The organism is Mechercharimyces sp. CAU 1602 (assembly GCF_024753565.1).
In the GTDB taxonomy this organism is placed as follows: domain Bacteria; phylum Bacillota; class Bacilli; order Thermoactinomycetales; family JANTPT01; genus Mechercharimyces.
This window is the reverse complement of sequence record NZ_JANTPT010000001.1, coordinates 2,006,091-2,023,054: the sequence shown is the minus strand read 5'-3', so window position 1 is coordinate 2,023,054 and position 16,964 is coordinate 2,006,091. Positions and strand designations below refer to the sequence as shown.

At 42.2% G+C, this 16,964-nt stretch carries 18 protein-coding genes and 1 riboswitch; of the genes, 12 read left to right on the top strand and 6 right to left on the bottom strand.

All coding sequences use genetic code 11. The annotated features are described in order from the left end of the window. Positions 1-19: 19 nt before the first annotated feature. The 4 genes from NXZ84_RS10350 to NXZ84_RS10335 all read left to right on the top strand — a co-directional run bounded on the left by NXZ84_RS10350 (position 20) and on the right by NXZ84_RS10335 (position 2,555). On the top strand, positions 20-841 hold the full coding sequence (locus NXZ84_RS10350) for a heme ABC transporter ATP-binding protein (protein WP_258840176.1): 822 nt from the start codon (positions 20-22) through the stop codon (positions 839-841). Positions 842-919: 78 nt separating this feature from the next. Further along, positions 920-1,483, top strand: a complete 564-nt coding sequence (locus tag NXZ84_RS10345; RefSeq protein WP_258840175.1) for a cob(I)yrinic acid a,c-diamide adenosyltransferase — start codon at positions 920-922, stop codon at positions 1,481-1,483. Between the two features lie 53 nt (positions 1,484-1,536). Beyond that, positions 1,537-1,896, top strand: coding sequence for an arsenate reductase family protein (locus tag NXZ84_RS10340; protein ID WP_258840174.1), 360 nt, complete (start codon positions 1,537-1,539; stop codon positions 1,894-1,896). Between the two features lie 131 nt (positions 1,897-2,027). After that, the gene (locus NXZ84_RS10335) at positions 2,028-2,555 is read left to right on the top strand and encodes a DUF6143 family protein (protein ID WP_258840173.1); all 528 of its coding nucleotides are present in this window, start codon (positions 2,028-2,030) and stop codon (positions 2,553-2,555) included. 18 nt (positions 2,556-2,573) lie between these two features. Here NXZ84_RS10335 and NXZ84_RS10330 read toward each other — a convergent pair whose 3' ends face one another. Both NXZ84_RS10330 and ribB read right to left on the bottom strand, forming a co-directional pair. Further along, on the bottom strand, positions 2,574-3,647 hold the full coding sequence (locus NXZ84_RS10330) for a MerR family transcriptional regulator (protein ID WP_258840394.1): 1,074 nt from the start codon (positions 3,645-3,647) through the stop codon (positions 2,574-2,576). Positions 3,648-4,035: 388 nt separating this feature from the next. Beyond that, entirely contained in the window at positions 4,036-4,668 is a 633-nt protein-coding gene (ribB, locus tag NXZ84_RS10325; protein WP_258840172.1) for a 3,4-dihydroxy-2-butanone-4-phosphate synthase, read from the bottom strand. 117 nt (positions 4,669-4,785) lie between these two features. Beyond that, a riboswitch (FMN riboswitch) is annotated at positions 4,786-4,929 on the bottom strand. Between the two features lie 174 nt (positions 4,930-5,103). On the opposite strand from ribB, the gene NXZ84_RS10320 reads away from it, so the two are divergent. From NXZ84_RS10320 to gcvH, 4 genes are all read left to right on the top strand, one after another. Next, on the top strand, positions 5,104-5,805 hold the full coding sequence (locus NXZ84_RS10320) for an SOS response-associated peptidase (RefSeq protein WP_258840171.1): 702 nt from the start codon (positions 5,104-5,106) through the stop codon (positions 5,803-5,805). A 268-nt stretch (positions 5,806-6,073) separates the two neighbouring features. Next, a complete protein-coding gene (locus tag NXZ84_RS10315) occupies positions 6,074-6,622 on the top strand; it encodes a peroxiredoxin (protein ID WP_258840170.1) in 549 nt (182 codons plus the stop codon). 102 nt (positions 6,623-6,724) lie between these two features. Next, a complete protein-coding gene (locus tag NXZ84_RS10310; RefSeq protein ID WP_258840393.1) occupies positions 6,725-7,171 on the top strand; it encodes a redoxin domain-containing protein in 447 nt (148 codons plus the stop codon). Between the two features lie 21 nt (positions 7,172-7,192). Beyond that, on the top strand, positions 7,193-7,579 hold the full coding sequence (gene gcvH, locus NXZ84_RS10305) for a glycine cleavage system protein GcvH (RefSeq protein WP_258840169.1): 387 nt from the start codon (positions 7,193-7,195) through the stop codon (positions 7,577-7,579). 165 nt (positions 7,580-7,744) lie between these two features. On the opposite strand, the gene NXZ84_RS10300 is transcribed toward gcvH, so the two are convergent. Beyond that, positions 7,745-8,065, bottom strand: a complete 321-nt coding sequence (locus NXZ84_RS10300) for a hypothetical protein (RefSeq protein ID WP_258840168.1) — start codon at positions 8,063-8,065, stop codon at positions 7,745-7,747. A gap of 367 nt (positions 8,066-8,432) precedes the next feature. On the opposite strand from NXZ84_RS10300, the gene NXZ84_RS10295 reads away from it, so the two are divergent. Further along, entirely contained in the window at positions 8,433-8,654 is a 222-nt protein-coding gene (locus NXZ84_RS10295; RefSeq protein WP_258840167.1) for a DUF2553 family protein, read from the top strand. A 69-nt stretch (positions 8,655-8,723) separates the two neighbouring features. On the opposite strand, the gene udk is transcribed toward NXZ84_RS10295, so the two are convergent. The 3 genes from udk to NXZ84_RS10280 all read right to left on the bottom strand — a co-directional run bounded on the left by udk (position 8,724) and on the right by NXZ84_RS10280 (position 11,737). Further along, positions 8,724-9,356, bottom strand: a complete 633-nt coding sequence (gene udk, locus NXZ84_RS10290; RefSeq protein ID WP_258840392.1) for a uridine kinase — start codon at positions 9,354-9,356, stop codon at positions 8,724-8,726. A gap of 175 nt (positions 9,357-9,531) precedes the next feature. Continuing rightward, positions 9,532-11,127, bottom strand: a complete 1,596-nt coding sequence (pckA, locus tag NXZ84_RS10285; RefSeq protein ID WP_258840166.1) for a phosphoenolpyruvate carboxykinase (ATP) — start codon at positions 11,125-11,127, stop codon at positions 9,532-9,534. Positions 11,128-11,440: 313 nt separating this feature from the next. Next, complete coding sequence (locus NXZ84_RS10280) at positions 11,441-11,737, bottom strand: hypothetical protein (RefSeq protein WP_258840165.1); 297 nt, start codon at positions 11,735-11,737, stop codon at positions 11,441-11,443. Between the two features lie 523 nt (positions 11,738-12,260). On the opposite strand from NXZ84_RS10280, the gene NXZ84_RS10275 reads away from it, so the two are divergent. The 3 genes from NXZ84_RS10275 (at position 12,261) to NXZ84_RS10265 (ending at position 16,960) form a co-directional block, all read left to right on the top strand. Further along, positions 12,261-13,694, top strand: a complete 1,434-nt coding sequence (locus NXZ84_RS10275; protein WP_258840164.1) for an alanine/glycine:cation symporter family protein — start codon at positions 12,261-12,263, stop codon at positions 13,692-13,694. Between the two features lie 268 nt (positions 13,695-13,962). After that, positions 13,963-15,414, top strand: coding sequence for an alanine/glycine:cation symporter family protein (locus NXZ84_RS10270; RefSeq protein WP_258840163.1), 1,452 nt, complete (start codon positions 13,963-13,965; stop codon positions 15,412-15,414). A 505-nt stretch (positions 15,415-15,919) separates the two neighbouring features. Then, complete coding sequence (locus tag NXZ84_RS10265) at positions 15,920-16,960, top strand: hypothetical protein (protein WP_258840161.1); 1,041 nt, start codon at positions 15,920-15,922, stop codon at positions 16,958-16,960. Positions 16,961-16,964: the final 4 nt, after the last annotated feature.

Sequence of the window (16,964 nt, the reverse complement as noted above, 5' to 3'; positions counted from 1 at the left end):
TATGGGAAGGAGGGAGAGTATGTTACAAGCAGATGGAATTAAGAAACAGATACAGGGGCAGCAGATTTTAAACGGTATTGATGTTGCCGTGGAAAAAGGGGAGATGATTGGGCTACTCGGTCCTAATGGAAGTGGTAAAACGACCCTTCTACGTATCTTAGCGGGGGAAGAGGTTCCCACTGCAGGAAGAGTAACTGTAGCCCAGAAACCGCTGTTAGCTTGGTCGCATCGAGCACGTGCTCGTCAGATCGCCGTATTGCCACAAGAAGGGTTACCATCGCTTCCATACACAGTCGCAGAAGTAGTGGCCATGGGACGCTATCCACACCAGCAGCGATGGTCTGCGCCAACTGAAACAGATGAGAAGGTGGTAGCAGACGCGATGCGGACGATGGAAGTAGATGGTTTACAAGCACGAACAGTAGAACAGTTAAGCGGTGGTGAGCGTCAGCGGGTTGCCCTAGCCAAAGCAATGGTGCAAGCACCGCAGCTGCTTTTATTAGATGAACCTACAACCTACCTGGATATTGGTCATCAAGTAGCTGTCCTTACTCATATCGATCAGTGGCGAAGGCGTGATCAGTTAGCAGTAATTGCTGTTTTTCATGATTTAAATCTGGCAGCACAACATTGTGATCGGCTCATTCTCATTAATAAAGGAGTGGTCGTTCATGCGGGTCATGCTCACGATGTGCTCAACTCAGATGTTATTGAAGCTGTATATGGAGTAAAACCTTACATTCTCCCTCATCCTGCTGACGGAACGCCTCAACTCCTGCTCCCTTCTACTCTCCACTCTAAAAAACAACCGCCTAACTCTGTCCCTCTGTCGTCATGGTAGAAAGAGGATTTGACGTTCTGTAAGGAGAATCACCCCAACATGAGAAAGCATAAAACCTATTTGCTAGGAGGGGTAAGTATGCGTATTTACACACGTACAGGAGATGAAGGGAAAACAAGCGTTGTTGGTGGCAGGGTTGCCAAAGATGATATTCGGGTAGAGGCATACGGAACAGTGGACGAAGCCAATGCCATCGTCGGGGAAGCGATCGCTTACCTGGATGGGCATGAGCAACGCTATACTGATCTCATCAGTGATCTCACAGTTATTCAACATGAACTTTTTGATTGTGGAGGGGACTTAGCTCAGGCGGGGAAAAAGCGGGATTACAAAGTAACGGCCAAACATGTGACCCGGTTGGAAGAGTGGATCGACCGCTACGATCAAGAAACAACAGAGATCAAACGTTTTATCCTTCCGGGTGGTAGTGCAATCTCTGCAAGTTTGCACAAAGCTCGTGTCGTTACCCGTCGTGCTGAACGTCGTGTTGTCACTTTGAGCAGGGAGGAGGAGTCGAATGACGAAGTGAGACGATATTTAAATCGCCTCTCTGATTTTTTCTTTACCGTGGCAAGGGTGGCGAACAAGCGTGAAGGAAGGCTTGATGTCGAATACGAACGTGGTAGTGACGTGTTTCGGTAAACCCGATCCTCGGGTATACTAGGATAGATAAGAGGATGGGAGGTAATCACACCATGAACAAAATCGATATCTACGAATATCCCAAATGCGGAACCTGCCGCAAAGCAAAAAAATACTTAACGAACCACGGGATTGATTTTCAAGATCATCATATAGTAGAAAACCCTCCTACTCGTGACCAATTGGCTCAGTTAGTTGAAAAAAGCGGCTTACCGCTAAAAAAATTTTTTAATACGAGTGGGCAAAAGTATCGTGAGCTGGGGTTGAAAGATAAATTGAAAGAGATGAGCGAGGACGAACAGCTAGACTTGCTCGCTTCAGATGGAATGCTGATGAAGCGACCCATTGTGACAGATGGCCAGAAGGTAACCGTAGGTTTCAAAGAAGAAAGTTTTTCTAAAGAGTGGGTATAGAAGATAAAACAGCAACATCTGAGAGGGGACTCTCAGATGTTGCTGTTTTATGTTAAATAACTATTCCGAATGATAAATGAGATTCATATAATAAGGTGAACAAAAAAGAAGTTTGGTAAAGGAGTGTCTACATGAAACTATTAAATGTAACTTCTCCTCCACCAGTGACCAGCATTACTCCACAGTTTTTGAAAACGATTCAGGACCACTTTTTTGTGGGTCAGACAGGATTATTATCATTTGGAGGATCGATCGTTGCTTGGGGAGGACTCTTTAATCCACTTAACTCAGGTGTAAATGTCGTGATTAATGATACGACACTTTCAGATTTAGGTGTGAATGCTTTTACTGCTGATCTATATTTAGGCTCGGTTCCACCGGGAAGAAAAATTACCTCTTCATTGACTACAGCGACTAATCTATCATTGCCATTAGCAAAGCCGAAGGCTAAATTAAAGTTTAATCCGGCTGTGAGAGGAGTACCACAGGGAGGCACTTTTGCTTTTATAAGACGGGTAGAGACAGATACGACTCAAGTAATCGATGTTTCAGGTCGTATTATCCTTCCCCCAGGGGGTACCTTTTTTGCGCTTTTAAAAACGCAAGTATTTACTCAGTCAAGAATTGGATTTGCTTGGTGGGAAGAGAGGATAAAGTAGTTAGTGATATAATCATAGTTACTTTTTAATGGCATATATGAGATGAAGATAGTCAAGCAATTGTTCCGTTTTCACTTCGTAATGATGATGTCGCAGCCATTGCTCAAGAGAAGAACGATTGGCGTAGTGTTCATCTTCAATCTCACGCACCCAGTGATCCCTTCCCTCCATCTGTAGTTGTGTGAGATAGCGTTGACGATGATCATTGTCAGCAAACATTAAATCAGCTATACAAATTCTCCCCCCAGCCTGGAGGAGACGATCCATCTCCTCTAAGGCAAGTATTTTTTGTTCCTCCGTCAAATGGTGAAGGGCATAGCTGGAGGCGATAAAAGTAAAGCGTTGGTCTAGATAAGGAATAGCCAGGAAATTACCTAACTTAGTCTCTATTTGCGGAAACTTCTTACGACAGATTGAGAGCATCGCTTGGGATTGATCTATTCCATAGAGGTGAACCCCACGATCGAGCAAGCGTGCACTGAGGTTACCAGTTCCAATGCCAATTTCTAAACCAGACTCTCCAGTTTGTAAAGCGAGATGATGTACCACACGCTCGAGTGCTTCCTCGTAACAGGCGTGAATAGGGTATTTATCCTGCTCTCGTTCTTCTTGGCGGTATGGATAAGAGACGATCTCATCATATCGGGGCGCAAGGCGATCGAAATTCCAGCGATCTACCCAACCTTCTCGTTGTTTACGGGCGTGGCGAGAGGTTAGACTAAGTTGGTGTAGTTCATCGAGGGAAAACTCTTTTTCTGTCGCAGTTATGTGGTCGATCACCTCAATCTGCTCTTTGAGTTGAATAAAAGTTTGGAACAGTATAGAACGTTGTGTATCGAGATATTGACGAATCGTATCTTCTTTACTTCCTTCACTTTGATCAAGGGAGAGGAGTAAGGAACGGATCTGTTTGATCGGTAATCCAAGCTCCCGTAGAGCAACAATCATTTGGAGGCGCCATGCATCATGTTCAGTAAAAAGACGGTATTGATTCTGTCCGTCCTTCTGCGGAGTGATCAGCCCCACCTCTTCATAGTAGCGGATTGCTCGGGTGGATAGTTGTAGTTGTGTAGCTAGTTCAGTGATGAGCATCTTTTGCAATTATTCTCATTCCTTTTCGTTGTACATATGTTTATTGTAAAGGTTAACGTAACGAGAAGGTAAAGGGTTTATTTTGAAGCAACTTATGAAAAGATTTCAGGTGAAAGCTATCAGATTGATCTTAATGAAGATTAATAAAAGATATGTAGCACTTGGGGTACTGTGTTTTTTTAAAAAGCAGACCCATGTGAAGGAGAGAAAAGAACGTTGAGAGATCAGCGTTCTTTTTGTATGACGAACTCTGACTGAATTAAGAGTGGAAGGGGGGAGAGGATTTTTCTATATGGAGAAATAAGGTAAGGAATATAAGAGATTTTATTACGACGGGGTTTAAACCCCGTCGTTTGTAATTTATGCTTAAGCCTAATGATAGTTACCGTTACCACGCGAGGAGTTCTTTTTCTAAGCGGTAATCTACTAACTCCTGCACGGTAATAAGGACTAGATCGTGAGTTTTGTTGAACTGCTCTAGTTCTACCCGACGTGCCATTGTACCATCTGGACTCATGATTTCACAGATGACAGCCGCGGGATAGCAGTGCGCAAGCCGCATCAGATCTAGTGAGGCCTCTGTTTGTCCACGACGTTCTAGTACCCCATTGGGTCGTGCCTCCAGGGGAAAAACATGACCAGGACGCACAAAATCATCAGCTGTCCGTTTGGGATCGATCAGTTGGCGGATCGTGTTGGCTCGTTCATAAGCGGATATTCCAGTTGTAATACCTTCTTTGGCATCTACAGATACGGTGAAGGCTGTTCGTAGGCTCTCTTCGTTTTCTGTTACCATCTGTGGAAGGTGAAGATCTTGTAATCGCTCGGCTGTCATGGGAGTGCAGATTAATCCGCGCGCATAATGTGCGATAAAATTTATATCCTCTCCTGTTACATGTTCAGCGGCGATGACCAAATCCCCTTCGTTCTCTCGACTTTGATCATCTTGGATAATAATCATTTTTCCCCGTTGGATCTGGCTAATTGCATCCTCTACTCGCTTACTAGTAATGGTACCCATTCAAAAACCCCTCTTTACGATTTTTGAACGAAAACGCAACCCGGTAAAAGAAAAATGCCCACTTAAGCGGGCATGAGGAAAGAGGCCTCGTCTATCATGTGAAATAGCTGAGGCTGAGTTTCCCTTCTCCCATCCGGACTATACCGTCGGCCTCTGAATTACACAGAGTCAGTCACACACAGAATGAGGGTGTGAGTCGCGGGCTTACACCCTGAGGGTGTCACCGCCGGTCGGGAATTTCACCCTGCCCCGAAGGTTGGTTTTTCAGTTCATCTTTCATATTATCACAGAGGAAAATATATGCATAGAATTGACGGATGACAAGATGCCGGTTTGTCATTCGTTGCTTCGCAACTTCATCATTTCTTACAATTAAACCAGAGTGTTTTTAGAATAATAGAAACAGGGTAGGAGGAGACTAAGGCATGATTATCCATGGAAGAGATGAGGGATGTATGCATGTGTGGACGCTTTAGTCTGGCGGTGGAGCTCTCAGAGGTCATGGAACGCTTTCATGTACGAATCGGTGAGGAGATGAGCTTTCACCCGCGCTATAACGTGGCCCCTACGCAGTTGTTACCGATTATTATCGAGGACGAGAGTTTGCGTACAAGGCGGTTGAAGCAGATGGAGTGGGGGTTGATCCCACGATGGGTGAAGGATGAGTCTACAAGTAAAAGGTTAATCAATGCTCGAAGTGAAACAGTTCTAGAAAAGCCTGCTTTTCGTCGTTCTTTTCGTCGCCATCGTTGTCTCGTTCCAGCGGACGGCTACTTTGAGTGGCAAACACAAGAAGATGGAAGTAAACGACCGCTACATATAGTTAGAAAAGACCGTGAGCTCTTTGCTTTCGCCGGTTTGTGGGATCAGTGGATCTCGTCGGAGGGAAAAGAAAAGAGTACGTTTACGATTATTACGCGAGAGGCAGATGAAGAGTTTCGTCCTATTCACCAACGAATGCCGGTCATGTTAGAACCTGAGGCTGAAGAAACTTGGATTTATCATGGGGTGGGGCAGACGGATACCTTGCTGGCTATTCTCGCAGGTGTTTCTGCAACCGAGCTAGAGGTGCATCCGGTCTCTACAATGGTTAACTCTGTGCACAATGATCAGGCAGAATGTGTTAAGCCGTTGTAACAATGCTCTATCTTGAAAAATGTGATCTTCCCCTTTTGAAATTGAGAGAGAAAAATATATAATGAAAGGGGAAGCAGATCATAAGTGAAAACAATTCCTAGATAATATTGAGTTTAAAATTGTATTGACTGTAAACAAGCAGGATGATAAGGTAGAAACATATGATTGCAAGGGGATTTCTCTGTTTATCCCCCGCTATTTTTATGTGATAGTGGGGGATGGATTTATTTCACTTGCAGAATACTTAACGTACAGGAGGAACGAGATCATGGCGACACGTCTTGTAGGGCTTCCAGCTCCAACTTTTGATATGCCGAGCACAAAAAACCTCGAAACTTTGGATGAGAATGTAAAGCTGTCTGATTACGAAGGGAAATGGGTTATTCTCTTCTTTTATCCAATGGACTTTACTTTTGTATGTCCTACTGAAATTACTGCTTTGAGCGATCGCTATGAGGAATTCCAAGATCTCGATACCGAGATTATTGGTGTGAGTACGGATACTGTCTTTACTCACCGTGCATGGATTAACACTCCACGTGATTCCAATGGCTTGGGTGAGGTAAAATACCCACTCGCTGCAGATCACAATCATAAAGTAAGCCGTGAGTACGGTGTATTGATTGAAGAAGAAGGGATTGCACAACGCGGACTATTCATCATTGACCCAGAAGGCGTACTGCGCTATCAGGTTGTTACTGATGACAATGTAGGGCGTAGTGTAGATGAAACCTTACGTGTATTGCTCGCTCTTCAATCTGGTGGACTATGTCCTTCCGATTGGAAGCCAGGCGACAAGCACTTGGTTAAATCGTAATTTGTATTGATTTGAAGAAACTAGAGGCCTAACGATTTGACGTTAGGCCTTTTCTTCCACGAATAGACGGGAGATTGATTAGAGGAGGATATATTCATGCCAATGCGTTTGCGTACAGAGATGCCTGAGCTAACGGGCGCTACGGAATGGGTAAATAGCGAGATCTCTAAGAGTGACGTTGCCGGTAAGCCAGTATTAGTACACTTTTGGTCCATTAGTTGTGAGATGTGCAAAAAAAGCCTACCTGACATTAATGAGATGCGAGAGAAATTTAAAGAGCAAGAATTGCAGTTGATCGGTATTCATATGCCTCGTTCTGAAAAGGATACAGACGAAGAGGCAGTAAAAGAGACAATCACGAAGTATGAACTAGTACATCCACAAGCGATTGATAACCAGCATAGCATTGTAGAGGCGTTTGAGAATCAATTTGTACCTGCGTTTTACTTGTTTGATCAAGAAGGAAAACTACGTCATCGAGCTGCGGGTGAAAAAGCGCTAAGTATGTTGCAAAATCCATTGCACAGAGTGCTAGGTATTAAAGAATAGAGAGAAGAAAGGGTTGAAACCATGAATTTGCCACAAAACTTGCGATACAGTGATGAACACGAGTGGGTGAAAGATGAAGGTGCAGAAAAAGTAAGGATTGGGATTACTGACTTTGCGCAATCTGAACTAGGTGATATTGTTTTTGTGGAACTGCCTGAAGTAGGCGATGATATAACAGCCAACGAACCGTTTGGTAGTGTAGAGTCTGTAAAAACCGTTTCCGAGCTGTATGCGCCTGTAAGCGGTAAAGTCGTAGAAGTAAATGGTGAGCTCGAAGATTCACCTGAAAACGTGAATGAATCTCCATATGAAAGTGGCTGGATGGTTGTTGTTGAAGTGTCTGATCATGCAGACATGGAGAAGTTACTCAGTGCAGAAAAATACGGGGCGATGGTTGCAGGGGAGTAGTGAATATACACTTTTCCCTAGAAATGAGGCTTTCTGTGTGTTTATCTACAGAAAGCCTCATTTTTAGTTATATAATCTGGAAACAAAAAGGAACTAGTAGGATAAGAATGAAGCTATTACTTTTTGCCTCTCAATTCTAATTTTGTCGATCAGTGCTTCAGGGTATTATTCATAGCTATTTTGTTTAAAAATATAACCATATCCTGTACAACTCCAGTTGTCACCAGCATCAGTACAAGCTGAAATATCTACAGTTCCAGCATATAAACCATCTGAGAAGTACTCTTCATGACTAACGACACGAGGGATGTCTGAGGTTGAAGGATAGATGCATTTACTAAAATACTTCGTTGTAAGTACAATTCTTGCTTGAGATCGATCTTCTTCTGCTTCCATTTCCGATGTAACCTTCGCCTGTGCTATTACTGGGATAGAAAGTTCGAAAGTTAAAAAAAGAACGAGGAAAACGACTAACAATTTTTGCATTCACAAAAACCTCACTTTATTTTTATTTTCAACTTTATTTTATCTTATCTAAAAAATATAGAATAATCAATATTTCAATTAATGAATTATAAAATTTATTCTTTTTAATAGTCCCTTATATAAAACAAGCACGAAGTCTCATCCCCTCTATTTACGGATAAAACTGTCTGTCTAGAACGAATTTAATGCCATTTGTCCCAACCCGGCTAACTTTTACTCTGGGATACCTTTGCTAAAATTTTGGGGAGAAATCTATCCTGCTAGTGAGAAAGACATACTAAATTAATAAATATTAAATAGATCATCCAGTAGCTGGATATGCTATGGGTAAGGTACAACCTTAGAGAGCATGGAAAGAGGGGTTTAGATGTCACAAACAATTAATATAACGAAAAACATAACAGGTAAGATCAGTGGGGGGACGATGGTTCTCTATCACAATGATCATCCAATTGGCAAGATTGATCTGCAGAGTAAGGAGATGAGTTTGGAAGAAGGGTACGAGGCACAAGGAGCAGACATCTATTCTCTACAATCGACGGTCGAGCAGGAGCAGTACGCAGAAGATTGTGATATGGGTTGGTGCTAATTGATCTAGGAAGAGAAAAAAGAGCCTGCTGGAGAATTTTTCTCCAGCGGGCTCTTTTTTCTGCCTGTGTTACACATTTTCTAGGTAGGAGCGAACTTGGTTGACGAGGATACTAATAGCTACTTCATTATACCCACCTTCAGGGATAATGAGGTCCGCGTAACGCTTACTCGGCTCAATAAATTGTAAGTGCATCGGTCGGACAACGCTTAAGTACTGCTCAATGACAGAATCAAGTGTACGTCCCCGTTCATGTACATCGCGTTCCATCCGGCGCAGAATACGAACATCGGCATCGGTATCGACAAACACTTTGACGTCTAATAAGTTACGAAGACGTTCATCTTCAAGAATGAGAATCCCTTCAAGTATAATCACTTCTTTTGGCTCTAGAGGAATCGTTTCCTCCGAACGGGTATGCATTGTATAATCATAAACGGGCTTCTCAATGGAGTGGTATTGCCGAAGTTGAAGGAGCTGTTCGATGAGATAATCATTATCAAACGCCAACGGATGATCATAGTTGGTCTTGATTCGCTCATTCATCGATAAGTGCGACTGATCCCGATAGTAAGCATCCTGTTCGAGCATGACGACTGAATCGGCGAACTGCTCACAGATCTTACGTGCCACCGTCGTTTTTCCAGAACCACTGCCGCCTGCAACTCCGATTACTACTGGTCGGTTCATCGTAAGGTATATTTCCTTTCTACTCTTCTCTCATACTGTCCCTATACTTTCCCTTGATGATAATAGCAATAGACAAGCCATTTTGCAAGTAGTAAAAAGCACCTCGCATGCGAGGTGCTCACTCGTTCATCAGATTGTCGGTATCGCACGGTGGTATAAACACCAAAAGCGAGTAATGAGAGTTTAGTTATCTATGGCGAGTATTATTTAATTTCGGACCAGCGGCGCGAATCCCCTCAGAAAGACCTATAAACTTCTCTGCATTTTGTTGGAAAAGAGAGGCTAGCTCATTAGCTTTTTGATCATAAGCATCTTTATCCGCCCAGGTATTGCGTGGGTTTAAAACGTGTTGCGGCACCTGTGGACAAGATGTGGGGATGGTTAGTCCAAATACTGGATCGATCGCAGTCGCTTGTTCTTCTAAAGACCCATCGATAGCAGCACGTACCATTTCCCGAGTGTAACACAACTTCATGCGCTCGCCCTCTCCATAAGGTCCACCTGTCCAGCCAGTATTGACTAGATAGCAGCGAACGTTGTGCTGAGCGATTTTTTCACCGAGCATATCAGCATAGACTGCTGCTGGACGAGGGAGGAAGGGGGCTCCGAAGCATGCAGAGAAGGTGGCTTCTGGTTCGGTAACACCTCTTTCTGTACCAGCTAGCTTGCTCGTATAACCAGATAAGAAGTGATACATGGCTTGTGCTGGTGACAGTTTTGCAATCGGTGGCAATACTCCAAAAGCATCGGCGGTTAAAAAGATGATCACCTGCGGATTTTCACCTATCCCAGGAATTTGTGCACCGGGAATAAAGTGAATAGGGTATGCGACGCGTGTATTTTCAGTCAGGCTCGTATCCTCGAAGTCGGGAGTGTGGTCTTTGTGCAATACGACATTTTCCAATACAGAACCAAAACGAATCGCATTCCAAATTTGCGGTTCTTTCTCTGCAGATAAGCCGATACACTTGGCATAACAACCACCTTCTACATTGAAGATGCCACGGTCGGACCAACCGTGCTCATCATCGCCGATAAGAAGGCGTTCTGGGTCAGCGGATAAGGTGGTCTTTCCTGTGCCAGATAAGCCGAAGAAGAGGGCAACATCTCCATCATCGCCCCGATTGGCGGAGCAGTGCATGGGAAGAACGTTTTGTTCCGGTAGTAAGAAATTCATCACACTAAAAACTGATTTTTTAATTTCACCAGCATAGTGAGTGCCGCCGATTAAAACCATGCGCCGTTCAAAGCTGACAGCAATAAACGTTTCTGAGTGAGTTCCATCTACTTCGGGATCAGCCTTACATTCTGGAACACTGATTACGGTGAATTGAGGAACATGCTCCAGCAGTTCTTCAGCAGTAGGGCGGACAAATAATTGATGAACAAATAAATTTTGCCAGGCTTTTTCATTGATTACTTGTAGCGGTAGACGGTGCTGTTCTTCTGAACCAGCATATCCTTGAAAAATAAAAACCTCTCGTTTTTCCAAATGGTTTTTCACCTTCTGATAGAGGCGTTCGAAGGTGTCAGGGGACATGGGTTGGTTAACACTTCCCCAGTCTACTTTATCATGAATGGAAGGTTCGTCGACAATATATTTATCCTTTGGAGAACGGCCTGTATACTTCCCGGTGGTAACGTGTAGTGCACCTTGATCCGTCAGGACACTCTCTTCACGTGCAAGGGACTTCTCCACTAAGAGGGAGACTGGGAGGTTACGGTGTACCGGACCCATAAAGTTAATTTCAGTTGGTCTATTTGTTCCAAATTGAGTACTCATCCGTCCATCCTTCCTTTTGAAGATACATTATTTTATGGGATTGTGCATCACTTGTCACTATACTTCGCAAAAAGTATAACACATTTTCCTTTTATGATGGAATAAATAAAACATATTTGTTGCAGATTTGTTATTGTGTAGAGGCACGACCCTCATCACTTAAAAGAAACGTGGTTGCTTAATAAAAGGTTACTTTCATTACTATCTCTTGGAGGAACTAAAAAGGTAATAGGTGCTGGGAAATGAGAGCAAAAGAGCACCAAAATGACGTTATGTAGGTGCAACGACGCGTTGCACCTAAATGGCTGGATGTTTAGAGAGCGGCAATCTGATCGCGGAGAACGGTTCGTAAATTACTTAATGCTGTTTGTGTAGCACTAAAATCATCAGCTGCAACAGCATCGAGCACTGCTTGGATTGCATCCTCTAACTCTTGTAAGTTTGAGGGCGATAAGATACTAAATAGATCTCGAGTGAGAAGATATTGGTAGGCAGCGGTGATTAGCTGACGGGCAAAATCAGTAAAGTTAGCTTCCGTCAACCCAACAAATACAATTGTAGTGAAGCGAAGCAAAGCCCCAAGTATACTTTTTCTTTGTCTGGTGAGCATGTTCTACCTCCTTCGTAAACAAAAGATGTGGAGGAAGAAGAATGCGAGTAGTGGGATGTTCTTTTTATTTCTCTACTCCACATCTACTATATTTATATGTAAATGAGAGAGAAAGGGTTACTATTTTCATAGAATTGGGAGCTATAATCCAGGTACAAATTGCGACTAATTCCATTGGTTAATGCTATTTATAGTTGTTTTTATAAAAAGAGGGTGAGGGGTTCTTAAAAGGAGGGTTTTCATTTAATGGATTAAATCATTTATTAAAGGGTATATATGGATTTTCGGTCACTCTATTATTTCTTGAAAATGTGAGTACCTTTCTAAAGAGAGAGATTATCTCTCATGTTAAACTCATTATCAGTTATATTTATGCAGTTTTAAGTTGTTTGTAATAAACAAGGATATCAAAAATCAATTGAAAATAAAGGTAATTTTTTCTTAGCACATTTGTGACAAAAGTTTGACATAAGTATATTTAAGTAGTATATTTTAGTTAAATGAATAGAGGGAGGTTGGGGAATTGTTAGATTTTTTAACTGCAACAGTAGACTTTTTAAATGAATATCTGTGGTCTTATGTGTTGATTGGTCTTTTACTAGGATTAGGTGTTTATTTTACTATTTTCACCAAGGCAGTACAGATTACGTATCTGAAAGAAATGTTTCGCGTCCTCTTTGATAAAACAGCGATTACGTTAGATGACAAGAAGCAGATCACCTCGATGCAGGCCTTCTTGATCGGAGCGGCAACGAGAATAGGAACGGGTAACCTGGCAGGGGTGGCTACGGCGATCGCGCTCGGGGGACCAGGTGCTGTTTTTTGGATGTGGATCGTTGCATTATTAGGTGGGGCAACTGCTTTTGTAGAAAGTACGCTAGCGCAGATTTATAAGGTAAAAGATAAGGTTGGTTTTAAGGGTGGCCCTGGTTACTATATCAAAAAGCAATTAGGGGCGAGCTGGTTAAGTGCCATTTTTGCTGTGACGATCATTGCTAGCTTCGGCTTAACCTTTAACGCTGTACAAAGTAATACGATCTCAGATGCATTTAGTAACTCATTTAGTTTTGATGCTAGAATCATGGCAGTTGTTCTGGTATTGCTTTCCGGCGTGATCATCTTTGGGGGGATTAAGCGGATTGCTCGCTTCTCAGAGATTGTGGTACCTTTCATGGCTGTTTTTTACATCATCTTGGCACTCTATGTGTTCTTTACAAACTTGGGTGCGGTTCCTGATGCATTTATGCTTATTTTCAAGAGTGCATTTGGTTTGGAACAAGCTCTAGGTGGTGGGATTGGTGCTGCTATCATGATGGGTGTAAAACGTGGTCTCTTCTCCAATGAGGCAGGGATGGGGAGTGCTCCGAATGCCGCAGCGACGGCGACCGTTTCTCACCCAGCAAAACAAGGTTTTATTCAAGCGCTTGGAGTGTTCTTTGATACGATTCTGGTATGTAGCGCGACAGCATTTATTATTATCTTGTCTGGTGTAAAAGGATCAGAGGATGGATTGAATGGAATCGCCTTAACGCAGGCAGCTATGGATTCTCACTTTGGTTCTTGGGCTGGGATTTTCCTTGCCATAGCTATCTTTACCTTCGCCTTTAGCTCCATTATCGGTAGCTATTATTATGGAGAAGCAAACATTGGCTTTATTAGTAAGAGTAATACCGCACTTCTTACCTACCGGGTCATTGCACTGGGTATGATTGCGTTTGGTGCACTGGCGAGCCTGGAAATTGTATGGAAATTGGCAGACTTAGCAATGGCGTTCATGGCGCTAACCAACTTGATAGCTATTGCCCTGCTTGGTAAGATTGCGTTCGCTGCGTTAAAAGATTATGTAGATCAGCGAAAAGCCGGGAAGGATCCTGTCTTCTATGCTGATAGCATTGAGGGTCTAAAAGGTGTAGAAGCGTGGGATCATCGTCCTGTAGAGGAAAAGAAGCAAGCGTAATACGTAGTAATTACTAATATTTGCAAAAAAAGAGCCTTCCGATTAGGGGGCTCTTTTTTGTATTTTTATATTTTAAGGCGAGATAACAAGAAATTATATGAAAATTAGAAGTGAGAAAACAAAGGATAACAACGAAAAATTAGGGATTATCCAATATTAAAGATAATAATGCTAATCATTCCACTAAATATATCATTGATTTTTTGTATAAAAGTATTAAAATAGAAAATATCAAAAAAAGAAGGCTAACCGGAGGTGGCGGATAAAAATGTATGACTTATTTGCAAATAGCATCAATTTCATCAATAATATCTTATGGTCTTATATTTTAATTGGATTATTATTAGGTGCAGGTGTTTATTTCACGATTCGAATGAAATTCGGGCAGATGCGCTACTTTAGGGAAATGATCCGTGTGTTAGCGGAGAAGCCTTCGTTCGATAAAAAAGATAAAAATCAAATTTCCTCTTTGCAAGCTTTTATGATTGGGGCGGCAACCAGAATAGGAACGGGTAACGTCGCTGGTGTTGCTACGGCGATCGCTGCGGGCGGTCCGGGTGCAGTGTTTTGGATGTGGTTAGTAGCGGTGCTAGGAGGTGCGACAGCTTTTGTTGAAAGCACTTTGGCACAGATATATAAGGTGAAAGATGAAGTAGGTTACAGAGGAGGTCCTGCTTACTATATTCAAAAGCAGATTGGTTCTAAATGGATGAGTCGTGCTTTTGCAATTGGGATTATTGTAAGTTTTGGTTTAGTCTTTAACTCTGTACAAAGTAATACGATTGCAGAAGCGTTTACTGGTTCCTTCTCCATTAATCCGATGGTGATTGCGATTGTGCTGACAGTATTGACGGGAGTTATTATCTTTGGTGGGGTCGCACGGATTGCCCGCTTTTCAGAAAAAGTAGTGCCAGTGATGGCGGTTTTCTACATGGTACTAGCTTTATATGTCACCTTTAGTAATTTTACTGAGATTCCAGCGATGCTTCTACTCATCTTCAAAAGTGCATTTGGATTTGAAGAGGTAGTAGGTGGTGGAATGGGAGCTGCTATCTCGATGGGAGTAAAGCGTGGTCTTTTCTCTAACGAAGCAGGGATGGGGAGTGCCCCTAATGCTGCGGCGACAGCGGAAGTATCGCACCCTGTCAAACAAGGATTTATTCAAGCGATGGGTGTCTTTTTCGACACATTGTTGGTATGTACGGCCACAGCTTCGATTATATTGCTCTCAGGAAAGCAGGGCTCTGCAGAATTAACTGGGGTAAACTTAACCCAAGCGGCAATGGGTGAACATTTTGGCTCATGGGCAGGGGGATTCTTAGCGATAGCGATCTTGACCTTTGCCTTTAGCTCCATCGTTGGTAGTTACTATTATGGCGAAGCCAATATTGGCTTTGTGAGTAAAAGGAAAGCGTCACTCTATGTATACCGGATCGCAGCCTTGGGGATGGTTGCTTTTGGAGCACTTGCTAGTCTACAACTAGTATGGAGCTTGGCAGATCTGGCGATGGCTCTGATGGCATTTATCAACCTAGTTGCTATTTTGATTATCGGTAAATACGCCTTTGCAGCGCTGAGGGACTATATGGAACAGCGGAAGCAAGGGAAAGACCCTGTCTTTTATGCGCATAAGATAGAAGGACTTAAAGGTGTCGAGTGTTGGCAAGAGGATCAAGAGGTTGGAGAGCAAATGGGGGCTAATAAAAGAGAGGTAAGTTAAAGGAGAGTACGGGGGCTTAGGAATAAGTTCCCGTACTTTTTTAGTTGTGGGGTATGCTCAAATCAAGAGGAGCGCACCTATCATAACAAAAAAGCAAGTGTCGCATGTGTAATCATGAATTTAAGCATCATGAGTCCACCAACATATAGGCCGGATGCTGAAACGTTGTTAATTGGCTGATCTCTTGAGCCAATGTTATCTTCTTCACTTTCTCTTTGCCATATATCTTAAAAAAGTATATTTTGAGGTTTTATTATAAATGATATAACTCAACAACAAACAAAAAACTAAATAATATAAAAAGTAAGAAAATAACTTGACTCTACTCGCTTGTCGGAATACTATCATAGTAGTTACCTAATTATAACAAAAAATACTATTTAGGAGAGTGATCTAGTAATGACAGGTTTTCTTTCGCGTCAAAACAAGTGGGGGTTGATGGCTCTTTTCATTACATCGTTATCCTTCTTCTATATATCTTTAGCTACAAAGGAGAATGGTGGATTTGAAAAAAGCTATATTCCTCTCTGTGTTGATTAGTCTCTCTTTTTCTGTATGGATCTCTTATCATCAAATGATAAATAATGAAATGATACAACTGGTAAAGCTTGAGTCTAAAATTGCGACTCCTTTCGTAATTCCGGATCAACCAGAGTTATCTAATGCAGATCTCATGTATCCTCTCTTGTTGGAGTCCGCGAAAGAAGAGAATGTAAATCTCTTTCGGCCAGCTCGATATCTTCGACCGGATGAAAAATTAGAGATCATAAAATATGTTTTATTTACTCGTAAAACTCAATTTTATGATCATATTCATGTAGAGAGAGGTCGCGAATTACGCACTGAGGAGAGTCAACAAGAAGGTTTGTTCCTCTCCTCTATGGAGAAGGGAGAGGAGAGTCAGATCGGTCAAATTCAATATTTTGACCCTAGGCAGCTCATTACTATTCAGCCACTAGCGACTTCATACGATCACCTTCCTGTAACAGGACGCTACTTTGTGGAAGCTGAAGACGAAACACATGTTCAGCAATTTCTACAAACGTTGAGTAATAAAATTAATGTTTCTGTTAACAAAGAGAAAGAAGGGGATGAAATCACTTTCTCGCCTTCTAACTTTCAAACAAAAGAAGCCTTTATTGAACCTCAAGAGGAATATTTTAAGATAACAGACCTGTCCTTGATGAAAAAATTACAATATATTATTAATATAATAACAATTTTGCTGTTTCTCTACTATATTTTAAGTTTATCGAAGCCGATCGGAATATTAAAGATTCATGGTATCTCTAACATTTATTTATGGTGGAGAATTGTCGGCCGCTTACTTAGTGTTACTTTTGGAATCTTTGCATGTGGAAGTGCTGTATTCGCGTTTGTTTTGACCTCACCCTGGACATTTATCTCTCTGATGATCTCTCAACTGGTTCAAGCATATCTCCTTCTAGTAGCCTTATCAGTTCTTCTATATGGACAATATTGCTTCTATCAAAGTAAGCCAAATGTTAAAAAACAGAAGAGACACCCGTATTATATTCCTATTTAACATG

Bases quoted from the DNA above. Each gene is read 5' to 3' on its own strand.
- NXZ84_RS10350 (WP_258840176.1), top strand. From the start codon at position 20: ATGTTACAAGCAGATGGAATTAAGAAACAGATACAGGGGCAGCAGATT.
- NXZ84_RS10345 (WP_258840175.1), top strand. From the start codon at position 920: ATGCGTATTTACACACGTACAGGAGATGAAGGGAAAACAAGCGTTGTT.
- NXZ84_RS10340 (WP_258840174.1), top strand. From the start codon at position 1,537: ATGAACAAAATCGATATCTACGAATATCCCAAATGCGGAACCTGCCGC.
- NXZ84_RS10335 (WP_258840173.1), top strand. From the start codon at position 2,028: ATGAAACTATTAAATGTAACTTCTCCTCCACCAGTGACCAGCATTACT.
- NXZ84_RS10330 (WP_258840394.1), bottom strand. From the start codon at position 3,647: ATGCTCATCACTGAACTAGCTACACAACTACAACTATCCACCCGAGCA.
- ribB (WP_258840172.1), bottom strand. From the start codon at position 4,668: ATGGGTACCATTACTAGTAAGCGAGTAGAGGATGCAATTAGCCAGATC.
- NXZ84_RS10320 (WP_258840171.1), top strand. From the start codon at position 5,104: ATGGAAGAGATGAGGGATGTATGCATGTGTGGACGCTTTAGTCTGGCG.
- NXZ84_RS10315 (WP_258840170.1), top strand. From the start codon at position 6,074: ATGGCGACACGTCTTGTAGGGCTTCCAGCTCCAACTTTTGATATGCCG.
- NXZ84_RS10310 (WP_258840393.1), top strand. From the start codon at position 6,725: ATGCGTTTGCGTACAGAGATGCCTGAGCTAACGGGCGCTACGGAATGG.
- gcvH (WP_258840169.1), top strand. From the start codon at position 7,193: ATGAATTTGCCACAAAACTTGCGATACAGTGATGAACACGAGTGGGTG.
- NXZ84_RS10300 (WP_258840168.1), bottom strand. From the start codon at position 8,065: ATGCAAAAATTGTTAGTCGTTTTCCTCGTTCTTTTTTTAACTTTCGAA.
- NXZ84_RS10295 (WP_258840167.1), top strand. From the start codon at position 8,433: ATGTCACAAACAATTAATATAACGAAAAACATAACAGGTAAGATCAGT.
- pckA (WP_258840166.1), bottom strand. From the start codon at position 11,127: ATGAGTACTCAATTTGGAACAAATAGACCAACTGAAATTAACTTTATG.
- NXZ84_RS10280 (WP_258840165.1), bottom strand. From the start codon at position 11,737: ATGCTCACCAGACAAAGAAAAAGTATACTTGGGGCTTTGCTTCGCTTC.
- NXZ84_RS10270 (WP_258840163.1), top strand. From the start codon at position 13,963: ATGTATGACTTATTTGCAAATAGCATCAATTTCATCAATAATATCTTA.